This window comes from Sphingobium sp. LF-16, assembly GCF_003711185.1.
GTDB lineage: Bacteria > Pseudomonadota > Alphaproteobacteria > Sphingomonadales > Sphingomonadaceae > Sphingobium > Sphingobium yanoikuyae_A.
Genome location: NZ_CP029335.1, coordinates 1,056,059 through 1,069,386, shown reverse-complemented (window position 1 = coordinate 1,069,386; position 13,328 = coordinate 1,056,059). Strand labels below are relative to the sequence as shown.

The following is a 13,328-nucleotide window of genomic DNA, read 5'->3' as shown; positions in this document are numbered from 1 at the left end:
CCCGGTCGTTCATCGACCGGGCCTTTTTTTTTGCTTATTGCGCCTTGGCCGCTTCGGGGGCCGCGATCGGGCCGCCCTTCACTTCCGGCGCGCCTTTCAGATAATGGGCCAGCCAGCCCTGCACCTCGCGGTAGAATTGGCGGCTATCCTCCGGCTTGGTGATCCAGTGCCAGGCATCGGGGAAGATCAGCAGGCGGCTTGGCACCTGCATCCGCTGCAAGGTCGACCAGGTTTCCAGCGTGTTCGCCAGCGGCACGCGGAAATCGCGCTCACCCGCGGTCAGCAGCATCGGCGTCTTCCAGTCCTTGCCATAAGTGATCGGGCTCTGGTCACGCCACACCGGGCTGTCGCCCCAGGGCGGACCGCCGCTCGCCACTTCGCGGCCATAGTTGAAGTCGCTGGTGCCCCACTGGGTCAACAGGTCGACTTCACCGGCATGGCTGACGATGCACTTGTAGCGGGTGGTGGTCGCCTCCATCCAGTTGGCGAGATGGCCGCCATAGCTGGCGCCGCCGATACAGGCATTGGCCGTGTCGATAAAGGCATAGCGCTTGCCGGCCTCATCCACTGCCTGGTTGATCTCGTTCGCCGGGCCACGCAGCGGATCGAGCTTGATCGCGCGCGAGAAGGCCTCGCCATAGCCGGTCGAGCCGGTATAGTCGGTCATCAGCACGACATAGCCGGCGCTCGCGAGCAGGTGATAATTCCAGCGCAGGCCGATCTGGTCCATGTTGGACGATGCCGGGCCGCCATGCATCAGCACCATCAGCGGATATTTCTTCGCCGGGTCGAACGCCGGGGGCGTGACGATCATGTTGTGGATGCGCCGGCCCTTGTCGGTGGTGAACCAGAAATGGTCCGGGCTGGCCCAGTCGATCGTTGCGGCGAGCGCCGTGTTGACGTTTGTCAGGTTCTTGTGCCGCTTGGCCGCCGGGTCGATCCGCACGATTTCCGCCGGGTTCACCGAACTGCCATAGCTGGCGATGATCTGCGTCGACTTGGCGTCCGACGGAATGTCGATGCCGGCATAGCCGCCGACCTTGGGCGCGATCACCAGTTCAGGCGTGCCGCCGCTCACCGGCACACGATAGAGATTTTCCATCCCCGCGTCCGGCACGGTCAGATAGAGGCTGCGGCTGTCAGGCGTCACGGCATAGCTGTCCACCGCGCGATCGAAGCCGCCGGTCAGCAGCGTCGCTGCCCCGCCCGCCGGCCAGGCAACCCGGTGCAGCTTGGCCAGATCATAGACTTCCTGGCCCTGCGTGTTGAACTGGAAGATCAGGCTCTTGCCGTCCGGCGTGAACTTCATGTCGCCATATTCGCCCGGCGTCGGCGTCACCAGCACCGGCTCGCCGCCATCAGCCGGCATGCGATAGAGGCCGAAATTGACGCGGGCGTGCGCCGCATTCCAGCGTTCGGTGGTGGCGGTGAAGATGATTTCCTTGCCGTCCGGGCTCCAGACCGGCGCCAGCGTCATGCCGCCGTCGCTCTGGGCATTGCCGCCAAAGCCATCGGCCTGCGCCAGCTTGGTGGCGGACAATATGTCGCGCGCCGGCGCACCCTCGGCCAGCGGCTGGACCCACAGGCTCGGCCGCTTGTCGTCCAGCCAGTCGTTCCAGTAGCGGATCGGGAAATGCTCATAGACGCGCATATTATATTTGCGCGCCTTGCGCTCCTCGGCCGTCTTCTTGTTGGCGGCGGCGTCCATCGCGCCGGGATAGACCGCGCTTTCGAACAGGATCGCCTGACCATCGGGCCGCCAGATCGGCTTGCCCGCGCCGGTCGGGATGCTGGTCACGCGGCGGGCTTCACCACCGGCCAGGTCCAGCACATAGATTTGCGCGACATCGTCGCCCTCGCGCTTGGCGGAAAAGGCGATGCGGCGGCTGTCGGGCGCCCAGGCCGGATCGCCCTCGCCCGCCTTGGTCGCGGTCAGGCGGCGCGGCGCAGCCGATCCGTCGGCCGGCACGATCCACAGGTCGCTGACCGCGCCATCCTTCTCATAGGATGGTTCGCTGAGCGCATAGACCACCCATTTGCCGTCCGGGCTCGCCACCGGCGCGCCGACGCGCTTCATCATCCACAGCGTTTCGTGGGTCAGCACCTGCTTGGGCTGTGCGATTGCCGGCGCGGCGCAAGCGCCCGCCACCATTGCCGCCGACAGCAGCAAACGGGATATCATTGTCACGGTATCAAACCCCTGTTCTGACATTGGGCCGAACGGCCAGGCCGCATGGTCAGCACGATAGGCGCAGGATTTCAAGCAACAAGCGCGGCGACAACGGAGATGGCACGCCCCGTCCCACAGGCTGACGCCCCGGTAAAAACCCCCATTTCCAATTTTCCGCCAATCGGCATCATGCGCCGATGACATGCCCACCTCCTGCATTGCCGGTCGATGCGCCGACCAACCTGCTCGATATCCCGTCCGGACATGCGGCCGAGGAACTGTTCGAGGATATAGTGTCGATGCCGGGCGTGCGGATCGAACGGATTATATCCCACGGCCACAGCACACCGCCGGAGCGCCCCTATGTCCAGCATTGGGATGAATGGGTGCTGGTGCTGACCGGGACCGCCGAACTGCTGCTGGAAGGGATCGGCACCTATCGCCTGGAACCGGGGGATCATCGACTGATTCGAGCGGGCATCCCGCACCGCGTCACCCATACGGACGCGCCGACCATCTGGCTTGCCATCCACATCGGCGAAACCTGAAAAACCGGCGGAAAAGGACGAAAATGCGCCCGTTCCGCAAGCGCATGCATATGCACAGATTTTTTTCAGGAATGGCGAAAGCAGCGCTTGCCATTTGGGACAAGCCGCTGCATATGCGCGGCCTGCCCGGCGCAAGCGGGGCTGCTCCCCGATAGCTCAGCGGTAGAGCATTCGACTGTTAATCGAATGGCCGTAGGTTCGAATCCTACTCGGGGAGCCACTATTTCAGCCCTTGGCAAAGCCGGACTGGCTCCAGACAAGCAAAAATTCAGCGCATCGTACGATTGCGACGCTCGCCAACCATGGCTGGCGAGCGCATGCCTTCAGATTCTGCCGCGCAGCGTCACCAGAATATTGCGCGGATCGCCATAGGCATCAGTCGAACCCCAGCGGATATCATATCCGATCGCCTTGTAATAATGCTTGTCGAACAGATTGTTGACGTTGGCCTGAAGATCGAACCGGTCGCTGATCTTGTATCCCAGCATCAGGTCGGCAACGGCATAGGCCCCCTGTTCGACGCGAAAGGCGACATTGTTGAAATTGGCGCCGTTATTGTCGTTGTAGATGCGGTTCTGCCAGTTAAGTCCGGCGCCGATACGCAGCTGGTTGAGCTTCCCCGGCAGCGTGTAGAAGGTCGACAGTTTCGCCATGTGGCGGGGCATGTCGGTTTCGAAATTCTTGCCGCCATTTTCAGGGTTGGTGTCCCGCACAAATTCGATGCTGGTATAGGTATAGCTGAGCGAAATGTTCCAGTCGGGCGTAATCGCGCCCTGAAGTTCGGCATCAATGCCCTTGCTGCGCACCAGACCTGCAGCCGTCGAGCAACTGCTGGCCGGGAAGCTGGGACAACCGCTCTGGTCGGTCGGCACGAATGCCCTATTCCGTTGGTCGATGCGGAAAAGCGCGATCGCCGCATTCAGCGCCCCGTCGAGATATTCGCCCTTGATACCCACCTCGTAATTCTGGCCGGTGATCGGCTTCAGGATCGCCTGGCTGTCGGTGTCGACAGCAAAGCCCCTGGCCGTCTGCGGCTGGAAAATGTCGGTGAAGCTGGCATAGAACGAATGATGACGATCGATTTCCAGGATCGCGCCGGCATAGACGGTCTGGTGGGCATCGACCTTGTAATCGCCGGTCGCAGCCGTGCGGTTATCATAATCATACCAATCCAGCCGCCCGCCCAGGATGATCTTCAGCCCGTCGAACGGATTGAGCCGGGTCGAGGCATAGAGACCGCTCTGGGTGATGACGTTCCGGCTGTAGGTCGTCGGCACGAAATTGGGCCGAGTACCGCTGGCCGGGTCGAAATCGAACATGTCGACATTGCCTGCGAGCAGCCCTCCCCCGCTGTAATTTTGCGTGCCTGTTGAGGTCTCGCGTCGGCTAGCGCCGAATGTCAGATCATGGTCACGGCCAAACAACGTGACCGGCCCGCTGGCATAGAGGTCGACACTGGCCTGATCCTCGTCATAGGCGGCCTGATAGGCGGAATGGGTGAGCGTCAGGTCGGGCCGCCGATAGACATAGGTGCCGGAGAACATAGCATCCTGCCACACCTTCATGCTCGCCAGCCGGACGCTCCAGTCGTGGCCGAAACGATGGATCAGTTCGCCAAAGACGGTGTTCGACTTCTGGCTTTTGCCTTCCCAGTCATAGCTGGGCCGGGTCGAGCGCGGCAGGTCGAGATGGGCGCCGGTGGCGCTGAGCGGCAAGCCGCCCCAGAAGCTGTTGAAGAAATCATCCTGATGTGTGACGCCCACCATCAACGTCGTATCGGGACCGATATCATATTCGCCGATCGCATGGATCAGGCCGCGATGAATGACCTCGCCGTCGCGGAAACTGCTGCTGTCCTGATAGGAGCCGATGAACCGCACCCGCAGATTGCCGGCCTGATCGACACCGCCCGACATGTCGATCTGCCCGCGATAATTGTCCCAACTGCCGGCCGATCCTTCGAGATTGAACTGAAAGTCGCGGGTCGGGCGCTTACGCACCAGATTGATCGCCGCCGATGGATTGCCGCTGCCGGTTACAAGGCCCGTAGCGCCGCGCACCACCTCCACCCGGTCATAGATGGCCATATTGGCCTGACTGCCCACGACCCATCCCTGATAGCGGGACGGTAGGCCGTCATACATGATATTGTCGATATCGAAGCCGCGCGCGGTAAAGCTCGGGCGGCCGGGCCCGCTGGAATAGTTGAGGAACAGGCCTGGCGTATTTTTCACCACGTCGGTGATGTTGGTCATCACCTGATCATCCAGTCGCTGGCGGGTGACGACGGTCACCGACTGCGGCGTCTCCCGGATCGACATGGGCAGCTTCGTCGCGGTCTTCATCGACCGGGTCGTGTAAGAGCCGGTCCCCTCGGTAGATGCTAGATCGCTGGTCAGCCCATCATCAACGGCCTCCCCTTCGACCCGAACCGACCCGAGCATGACAGCCTGACCATCCTGACTGGCTTGTTCCTGCCCAAACGCAGGCACCACGGCAGCAACAATACCGCCCCCAGAAAGCAGGCCCCCCATCCATCGCATATGTCGCATATCAGCCTCTTTATTGATATTGATTCGCATATGCGAATTAAGGACTGTGATTTATGCTGTCCAGCAAGGAGCACATTACGCCTTCGACAAGGACTATTTGCCGTGCCGCGGCAGGCTTTGCGAACCGCGCAAAAATCAAATGTCTTGTTTTGCAAATAAATCGCATTTGCGTTAATGGCACCATCCCAACGTGGCGATGCGCAAAGCGAACCACTCGCATGGGGTATGCATTTTGTAGGCGACGGGGCGGCTTTCCAATTTTTCTCGACGTTTTTCTTTGGAAATCCAGTCACGCAAAACGTCAATCGAACAGGGCATTGATGAGCATTAGCGAACAGCGGGTTAGGCACGAGCACAGGTCAGTAGAGATCGCTGGAGGCAAGGCATCATGAAGGCATCGCTGCGCCAGACCATGTCGACGCTGCACACCTGGACCGGGCTGCTGCCTGGCTGGCTGCTGTTCGTCATCTTCCTGTTCGGCACGGTTGCCTTCTTCCAGCAGGAAATATCGCAATGGATGCGACCCGAACTGACACCCGCCCCGATCAGTGATAAGGCAATCGACGCCGCCGACACGATCCTGCGCAAGGAAGGCGCGGGTGCAGACGACTGGACGCTCTCCCTTCCCGGCAGCCGTGGCGGCGAAGGCTTCTCGATCAGTTGGACGCCGGCCGGCGGCGACCGCTCAAGTCAGCAGGAACGCATGCTCGACGCGACCAGCGGCGCTCTCACCAGCGTACGCGACACGCGTGGTGGCTTCTTCCTCTATCGCATGCATTTCGACCTTCATTATATGCCTGTCATGTGGGCGCGCCTGCTCGTAAGCTTGGCCGCGCTCGCCATGCTGGTCGCGATCCTGAGCGGCGTGGTCACCCACAAGAAGATCTTCACCGATTTCTTCCTGCTGCGCTTCGGCAAGGGACAGCGTTCCTGGCTCGACGCCCATAATGTGACCGCCGTCCTCGCCCTGCCCTTCTATCTGATGATCACCTATACCGGGCTCGTCACCCTGCTTTTCACCCTGATGCCCTGGGCGATCAGCGCCAATTTCCCGTCGACCGACGCCTATTATGAGGCCGCCTTCCCGTCCGGGCCGAAGAGCGAACCGAGCGAGACCAAGGCCGACTTGCGCCCGATCCCCGAACTGCTGCAGCGTGCCCGCACTCTGCGTCCCGGTTTCGAGCCCAGCTATGTCAGCATCAGCCATCCCGGCAATGCAGCCGCTATCGTCCGCATCTGGCCCCGCACCGAAACGCTGGGCGGCCACCAGCCGATGCTCTACCTTAACGGCGCCACCGGCGAACCGCTGGCCGGCCCGCGCGAAGGCGGTGCAGCGAGCGCGACCAAGGGGGTGATGATCGACCTCCATGCCGGCCGCTATGCCAACCCGGCCTTGCGCTGGCTCTATTTCCTTTCCGGCGTGGGCGGCACCATCATGGTCGGCAGCGGGCTGGTGCTGTGGACGGTCAAGCGTCGCGCCAAGCTGCCCGATCCGGCCCGGCCCCATTTCGGTTTCCGTCTGGTCGAACGGCTGAACATCGGCGTCATCGCCGGCGCATCGGCAGGGATCGCGGTCTATTTCCTCGCCAACCGGCTGCTTGATCCGGCAATCGCCAAACGCGCCGACTGGGAAGTCAACGCCCTGTTCATCGCCTGGGGCGCGATCTTTGTGTGGAGCCTGGGCCGGCCGGCACGGCGGGCCTGGGTCGAGACGCTGGCCGCCTGCGCCCTGCTCTATGCCGCCATTCCGCTGGTCAACGCCGCCACCACGCCGCGCGGCCTGCCCGCCAGCGTGATGGCGGGTGACGCTATCTTCATCCTGTTCGACCTGATGATGATCCTGACCGCCACCGGCTTCGCCTTTGCCGCCCGCAAGGTGGCAACCCACCAGTCCAAGGCCAAGGCGCGCAGCCGCATTCGCCAGCCCAAGCGAGATTTTCAGGAGGTACCGGCATGACCCATGTCGCAACAGCCCTGCTATCCCTCGGCGGCTTTGCGCTGCTGTTTCTGGCGATGGCCCGCCACCAGCAGGACTGGCTTCGTCGCAAGCTGCCCGACCCGCAATCGCGCCGATTGCGCCGGGCGGGCTTTGCGCTGCTGAGCATCGCCTTCCTGATCGCAGGCCTTGGCCTTGGTTGGGGTTATGGCAGCATCGCCTGGTTCGGCTGGCTGAGCGCCGGCGCCGTCACGATCGTGACGCTCAATTGCAATCGCGAGCGCATCCTCGCGCGGGTGCGGCCATGATCGGGTTCAGTTCTGTTGCCCGCGCCCGCTGGGCCAATGCCGGTCGGGTCACGGCCTGCACGCTGGGCGCCTATGGCCTAACCGCGCTCGTCACTGCGGCCCTTTCCCGCCTGCTCGTTCGCCTTGGCACCGATGCGGTCGAGGCGGTCACCGGCGTTACCCTTGCCAGCTTTGCCTTGTTCGCGGTGATCGCAATGAGCGCCTTTCACGCGCGCAATCCGGCGCGGGTCTGGATCTTCATGATCCTCCTCGCCTTGCCGCCCACCCTACTGCTGCTCGCGCTTTCGGAATAGACATGGCTTCGCTCCCTCTCACCCGTGCGCCGCTGACCGATCGCGCGCTTTCGCACGTCGAACCGGCCTGGACCTATAGCCGCTACAGCGACCAGACGATGCCGCTGCGCACGCGCCTGGCGGGCATGGGCGGCGTCGGGGCGATCGGACTGGCCGCCCTGGCGGTGAGCTTTGTCACCTGGCACACCTATGTCGCGCCGAAATCGACGCCGACGCTGAGTATTTTTGCCGTTGCTCCGCCGGCTACGCCGCCGGAACCGGCACGCGAAGTGCCGCCTGGTCCCGAACAGGTGCAGAAGGAAAAGTCGCAGCCCACGCCCCAGCAACCGATGCTGGAACCGCCCAAGATCATCGTTCCGAGCGCCAATATGCTGCCGGCCGTGGCGGCCAAGCCTGTTCCCGATCCCGCACCGCCGATCAAGGAAACCACTGCACCGGAAAGCAAGCCAGCGCCGCCGGCACCACAGATATCGACCGGCAAGCCCACTTGGGAAGGACTGGTGCTGGGCGCACTTAACAAGGTGAAGCGTTATCCCCGCGATGCCCATTTCGCGCGGCAGCAGGGTGTTCCCTATATCCGCTTTGTCATGGACCGGGACGGCACGCTGTTGTCGGCACGGATCGAGCGCTCGTCCGGCGTGCGATCGCTCGATCAGGAAGCGCTGGCCTTGCCCAAGCGCGCGCAACCGCTGCCCAAGCCACCCGAGGATGTGAAGGGCGACAGCATTGAACTGGTCGTGCCGGTCGAGTTTTTCCTGCGATGATGTTGTTTCCTGCGCTGATGGCCGGCCTCGCCATGACGGCGGGCGCGATGGCGAACGAACAGGAAGGGGCGCAGGATAATAGTCCGCCGGCTCATCCGCCAATCGTCCCGGCCGGTCCTGATCCGGTTTATCCGGCCGATTTCTACGCGCCCTTCCAGCCCCAGACCGCGCTCGACGTGCTGGAGCGCACCCCCGGCTTCCTGCTGAGCGAGGGCAACAGCCTGCGTGGTTTTGGCGGCGCGGCCGGCAATGTACTGATCGATGGCCAGCGGCCTACGGTGAAGGCCGGCGGCATTACCGAGGTGCTGCGCCGGATCGGTGCCGCACGCGTCGAGCGGGTCGTGCTGCTGCGCGGGACCGACGCGGCCGAGGCACAGGGACAGACATTGGTGGCCAATGTCATCCTGCGCACCGATGGGGGCGGATCGGGCAATGCCTCGCTGAAATTCAGCCATACCCGCGACGGCCGCATCGCGCCCTCTGCCCAGATCAGCCTTGCACGCAAGATTGCCGGCTGGCAGAGCAATGTGGAACTGTCGGTCGAGCAGGTCCGCTACCCGATCGACGGCATCTACCATATCAGCGACGGCAATGGCATGCCGACCGAGACCCGGCATGAGCGCATCATCGGCAAGGCGCCGGAGATCGGGCTTGCGGCATCGACATCCGGCGCGCTGGCCGGTGGCACGTTGACGCTCAATCTGCGGCTCAATCGGGATGGCTATGAATCCAACCGGGTGATCATGATCACACCGGCTGACGGTGCGGCGATGATCGAGCGGACCATCGGCTATGACGAAAAGGGGCGCAGTGGCGAGTTGGGGCTCGACTGGACCCGCGCCCTTGGCAAGGACTGGTCGGCAAAGCTGGTGGGGCTTGGCCGGGTCGAACGCCTGTCCACCAGCGAGGACTATGTCGAGCCGGGCTATCGCGGCGTTTCGGCGCTGGCGCAGAAGCCGTTGGAACTGGTCGGTCGCACGACGCTGACGCGGGGGGCGACCATGTGCTCCGCCCGGAACTGGGGATGGAGATCGCCTATAACCGGCTCAGCAGCACCCTCGACTATTCGGAGGATAATGGCAGCGGCCTGACGCCGATCACCCTGGCCAACGCCAATAGCCGTGTGTCCGAACTGCGGGGCGAGGCCTTTGCCAATGTCACGTTGCGCCTGGGCAAACGCTGGACGCTGGAAAGCGGCATGGCGTTCGAACTGTCGCGCATCCGCGTTACGGGGGATGCTGCGAACGAGCAAAGCCTGTCCTATTGGAAACCGTCTGCCGCTCTGGTCTGGTCGCCACGCGATACCAGCCAGTTGCGACTGGGCATTCGCCGCACGGTCGATCAGCTCGACTTCGGCGACTTCGCCGCGTCGGTAAATCAGGCAGACGGCCGGCCGCTCGGTGGAAACGCGCAATTGCGCCCAGCCCGTGTTACCCGCGCCCTTGCCCGTGCCGACCATCGCTGGGGCAAGGGCGGCGCGCTGGCGGTCGAGGCCTATCATCAATGGCACCAGGGGATGCTTGGCTATCTCCTCCTCCCCACCGGCGACGAAGCGCTGGGGACGATCGGCAATGCCCGACAATGGGGTATCAGCACGCAGGCGACCCTGCCGCTCGATGGCGCCCTGCGTGGCGCGCGGCTCACGCTCGACGGCACGCTACGGGGATCGCGCATGCGCGACCCCGTAACCGGAGACAACAGGAAGATGGACGATATCGCGCCACGCAGCCTGAGCGCCGAGTTCCGCCACGACGTGCCGAAACTGCGTTCATCCTGGGGGATCAGCTATACCGCCGCCGAACAGGGCGATGTCTTCTACACCGGCGAGCGATTGACCTGGCGCGACGATGCCGCATTCGATGCCTATGTCGAAACCACGGCGCTGGCAGGGTTCAAGACGACGCTGCGGGCCAGCGCGCTCAACGGTCAGGATTATCATCGGCTGCGCCGTTTCTACAGCCCGAGCCGGGCAGGCAGCTATAGCGGGCAGGAACAGCGCAACCAGTGGGAGGGTGCAGTCGTCTCGCTGACACTGGCGCGTGCGCTGTGAACCGCTCTACCCTGCCCCTCCACCGCCGTACACGGACCGAGCGCCGGGTGCTCGCAATGCTGCGGGGCGAGGAGCAGCGGATCGGTCTCGCGGCCATCGACAGCTTCGCCCGCCTGCGCAGGATCGCCATCGAATGCGGCCTGCGCATCCAGCCGCCCGGCGCCCGCTATGTCAGTGACGACGAACTGGTCCTGCTTGCCTCGCTGGCCGATGCCCAGCGCCTCAGCTCTGCCCCCACAATACCCCTGGACGAACGGCTGACCGCCGATATCCGCTCCTGCGCGGAGCTGCTGATCCGGAATAATCTGCGGCTATCGCCCCTTACCCTTTATAGCGGGCGCGGAGCACGCCGAAGCTGACCACAGCCGATGATCGGCGCGCCCATCTCTGCCGCGCAAATCTATGAGCCATTCTCCCGCCAGATTGCCCGAACTCATTTGCGCAAATTGTCTACAACTTTAGTTGACAGTTAACGCTGAGCCCCGGCTGCGGCGGATCAAGATTGAGTGGGGAACAATGAAAAAAGGGATTTTCCTGGCCGCTGGTTGCAGCGCGATCATGGCCGCGGCAATGGCCGGGTCGGCCTGGGCACAGGCGCCAGCGCCGGCAGAGGATGGCGACGCCGGCGGCGGTATCATCGTCACCGCCGAGCGGCGCGCCACGGACCTTCAGAAGACCGCGATCGCGATTTCCGCCTTCACGCCCGAGACGCTGGAGCAGCGCAACATCACCAATGTCCGCGACCTGGCCGGCCAGGTACCCAACCTCTTCGTCGCGCGGACATCGATCAGCCACACCACCCAGACCTTCTCGTTGCGCGGCGTGGGCGAATCCGATCCGATCCAGGAGCCGGTGCTCGCCATCTATGTCGATGACGTCTACATCCCCCGTCAGATCGCCTCGATGAGCGAATTTGTCGATCTGGAACGGATCGAGCTGCTGCGCGGGCCGCAGGGGACGCTCTATGGCCGCAACTCGTCGGCCGGTGCGCTGCGCATCATTACCCGCGCGCCCGACGAGACCACCCATGTCACCGCCGAACTGGGCTATGGCAGCTATAATGACGTACAGGGCCGGGCGCTGGTCAGCGGCAAGATCGCGGGCGACCTGTCGGGCAGCGTCGCCTGGATCCATCGTACCCGCGACGGCGTCACCTATGACCCGACGCTGGGCCATGACGTCAACCGGATCGACCTCGACGCTTGGCGCGGCAAGCTGCGCTATACCGGCATCGCCAATCTCGACGCGCTGCTGACCGTCAATATCCTGCGCGATCGCAGCGATACACGGTCCTATATTCCGGTCAACCAGCCCGGCAGCTTCAGCCGCCGCCGATCCTATTCGGAGGTCGAACCGGACCAGCATCTCAATTCGCGCAGCGCCTCGCTGCGGCTGGTCTATGACCTCTCGCCTACCCTCTCTATCAAGTCGATCAGCGCCTATACCGGCTTCAACCTCAATCCCGTCAATTACGAGAATGACGGCGAGGCCGCGCTGATCCAGAAGAACCTGATCCATTATAATGACCGGGCCTTCAGCCAGGAGGTGCAGCTGAACGGCGACTTTGGCGACCTCAGCTTCACCAGCGGCCTCTTCTACCTGCACGAACGTTTCTTCGTGGAGCGCGACGGCTTCAGCCGCACCGGCACGGCCGCGACCGCGCCCATCAACCGGCTGCGCGCCCACAACATCACCTATACCGATGCCTATGCCGTGTTCGGCGAGGGCACCTGGAAGGCGAACGATATATTCAGCCTGACCGCCGGCCTGCGCGGCACCATCGAGAAGAAGCGTTTCGTCTTCGACAACAAGGTGATCGACGATGATCGCAATGTCGTGGCCCAGTCGATCGCCGGTGAGGCGGAAAAGACCTGGAAGGCGCTGACACCGAAATTGTCGGTGCAAGCGCAATGGACGCCCAATCTGCTCAATTACCTCACCTATTCGCGCGGGTTCAAATCTGGCGGGTTCGACAATCGCGCGACCCGGCTGGACTTGGCCACCCTGCCCTTCGATCCGGAAAAGGTCTCGACCTATGAAGGGGGCCTCAAGGCCACCTTGTTCGGTGGCGCGCTGCGCAGCAATCTCGCCATCTTCTACAATGATTACAAGGATCTTCAGGTATCCTTCTACGACCCTGTCTATGTCGGCTCGCGCCGGGGCAATGCCGGCAAGGCGCATAGCTGGGGCGTGGAACTGGAAAATGACCTGCGCCTGTCGGAGCGCTTCTCGCTCCAGGCGTCGGCCGGTTATCTCAAGGCCATTTATGACGATTATAAGGGTGCGGGGGGCAATGGCGTCGACGCCGATGGCAACCCGCTGCTGAACGCGCCCAAATGGTCCCTGTCGGGCGGCGCCAATTATGCGCTGCCGCTGGGCGCATCCGGCAGCACATTGCGCCTGTCGGCCAACGCCCAATATCAGAGCAGCTTCTATCAGAACGCCCTCGCCCGGCCACAGGACGAAGTGCCGGGCCAGACCTTCATCAACGGCTCGATCACCTGGATATTGTCGGACGACCGTTTCCAGTTCGCCATCCAGGGCAAGAATATCCTGGGCGCGAACAAGCCGGTCAGTTCGACCTACATCCCTTCGACCGGGGTCTATTATAAAAATTATGCCGATCCCGCGACGGTGCTGCTGAGCGCCCGCTTTTCCTACTGACGCCTGCCCTATTGGTCCATTTCATATGCGCTTGAGGAGACCG

11 protein-coding genes and 1 tRNA gene are annotated in these 13,328 nt (G+C 63.1%); 10 read left to right on the top strand and 2 right to left on the bottom strand.

Annotated features, from left to right (window positions below; translation table 11 throughout):
- Positions 1–34 precede the first annotated feature (34 nt).
- On the bottom strand, positions 35–2,182 hold the full coding sequence (locus DIZ22_RS05165) for a S9 family peptidase (protein WP_048936646.1): 2,148 nt from the start codon (positions 2,180–2,182) through the stop codon (positions 35–37).
- A 185-nt stretch (positions 2,183–2,367) separates the two neighbouring features.
- On the opposite strand from DIZ22_RS05165, the gene DIZ22_RS05160 reads away from it, so the two are divergent.
- Entirely contained in the window at positions 2,368–2,718 is a 351-nt protein-coding gene (locus tag DIZ22_RS05160; RefSeq protein WP_199909659.1) for a cupin domain-containing protein, read from the top strand.
- A gap of 145 nt (positions 2,719–2,863) precedes the next feature.
- A tRNA-Asn gene (locus DIZ22_RS05155) sits at positions 2,864–2,938 on the top strand.
- A 103-nt stretch (positions 2,939–3,041) separates the two neighbouring features.
- On the opposite strand, the gene DIZ22_RS05150 is transcribed toward DIZ22_RS05155, so the two are convergent.
- Positions 3,042–5,063: a TonB-dependent siderophore receptor gene (locus DIZ22_RS05150; RefSeq protein ID WP_240626811.1), complete on the bottom strand. Its 2,022-nt coding sequence runs from the start codon at positions 5,061–5,063 to the stop codon at positions 3,042–3,044.
- Positions 5,064–5,658: 595 nt separating this feature from the next.
- Here DIZ22_RS05150 and DIZ22_RS05145 point away from each other — a divergent pair.
- The 8 genes from DIZ22_RS05145 to DIZ22_RS05115 all read left to right on the top strand — a co-directional run bounded on the left by DIZ22_RS05145 (position 5,659) and on the right by DIZ22_RS05115 (position 13,285).
- Entirely contained in the window at positions 5,659–7,227 is a 1,569-nt protein-coding gene (locus tag DIZ22_RS05145) for a PepSY-associated TM helix domain-containing protein (protein ID WP_048936649.1), read from the top strand.
- Entirely contained in the window at positions 7,224–7,514 is a 291-nt protein-coding gene (locus tag DIZ22_RS05140; RefSeq protein ID WP_048936650.1) for a DUF3325 domain-containing protein, read from the top strand. Before DIZ22_RS05145 ends, DIZ22_RS05140 begins: the two co-directional genes overlap by 4 nt.
- A complete protein-coding gene (locus tag DIZ22_RS05135) occupies positions 7,511–7,807 on the top strand; it encodes a hypothetical protein (protein WP_048936651.1) in 297 nt (98 codons plus the stop codon). Before DIZ22_RS05140 ends, DIZ22_RS05135 begins: the two co-directional genes overlap by 4 nt.
- 2 nt (positions 7,808–7,809) lie before the next feature.
- Positions 7,810–8,571, top strand: coding sequence for an energy transducer TonB (locus tag DIZ22_RS05130; RefSeq protein WP_048936652.1), 762 nt, complete (start codon positions 7,810–7,812; stop codon positions 8,569–8,571).
- A complete protein-coding gene (locus tag DIZ22_RS22180; RefSeq protein WP_240626810.1) occupies positions 8,568–9,662 on the top strand; it encodes a Plug domain-containing protein in 1,095 nt (364 codons plus the stop codon). The genes DIZ22_RS05130 and DIZ22_RS22180 overlap by 4 nt, the downstream gene beginning before the upstream one ends.
- A complete protein-coding gene (locus DIZ22_RS22175; protein ID WP_346427724.1) occupies positions 9,575–10,621 on the top strand; it encodes a TonB-dependent receptor in 1,047 nt (348 codons plus the stop codon). Before DIZ22_RS22180 ends, DIZ22_RS22175 begins: the two co-directional genes overlap by 88 nt.
- A 56-nt stretch (positions 10,622–10,677) precedes the next feature.
- Positions 10,678–10,980 (top strand): hypothetical protein, encoded by a 303-nt coding sequence (locus tag DIZ22_RS05120; protein WP_010336602.1) that lies wholly within the window; start codon positions 10,678–10,680, stop codon positions 10,978–10,980.
- Positions 10,981–11,137: 157 nt separating this feature from the next.
- Positions 11,138–13,285, top strand: coding sequence for a TonB-dependent receptor (locus DIZ22_RS05115; protein WP_122928015.1), 2,148 nt, complete (start codon positions 11,138–11,140; stop codon positions 13,283–13,285).
- Positions 13,286–13,328 lie beyond the last annotated feature (43 nt).

Excerpts from the sequence above, each read along its gene's own strand:
- DIZ22_RS05165 (WP_048936646.1), bottom strand. The coding sequence starts at position 2,182 with ATGATATCCCGTTTGCTGCTGTCGGCGGCAATGGTGGCGGGCGCTTGC.
- DIZ22_RS05160 (WP_199909659.1), top strand. The coding sequence starts at position 2,368 with ATGACATGCCCACCTCCTGCATTGCCGGTCGATGCGCCGACCAACCTG.
- DIZ22_RS05150 (WP_240626811.1), bottom strand. The coding sequence starts at position 5,063 with ATGAAGACCGCGACGAAGCTGCCCATGTCGATCCGGGAGACGCCGCAG.
- DIZ22_RS05145 (WP_048936649.1), top strand. The coding sequence starts at position 5,659 with ATGAAGGCATCGCTGCGCCAGACCATGTCGACGCTGCACACCTGGACC.
- DIZ22_RS05140 (WP_048936650.1), top strand. The coding sequence starts at position 7,224 with ATGACCCATGTCGCAACAGCCCTGCTATCCCTCGGCGGCTTTGCGCTG.
- DIZ22_RS05135 (WP_048936651.1), top strand. The coding sequence starts at position 7,511 with ATGATCGGGTTCAGTTCTGTTGCCCGCGCCCGCTGGGCCAATGCCGGT.
- DIZ22_RS05130 (WP_048936652.1), top strand. The coding sequence starts at position 7,810 with ATGGCTTCGCTCCCTCTCACCCGTGCGCCGCTGACCGATCGCGCGCTT.
- DIZ22_RS22180 (WP_240626810.1), top strand. The coding sequence starts at position 8,568 with ATGATGTTGTTTCCTGCGCTGATGGCCGGCCTCGCCATGACGGCGGGC.
- DIZ22_RS05120 (WP_010336602.1), top strand. The coding sequence starts at position 10,678 with ATGCTGCGGGGCGAGGAGCAGCGGATCGGTCTCGCGGCCATCGACAGC.
- DIZ22_RS05115 (WP_122928015.1), top strand. The coding sequence starts at position 11,138 with ATGAAAAAAGGGATTTTCCTGGCCGCTGGTTGCAGCGCGATCATGGCC.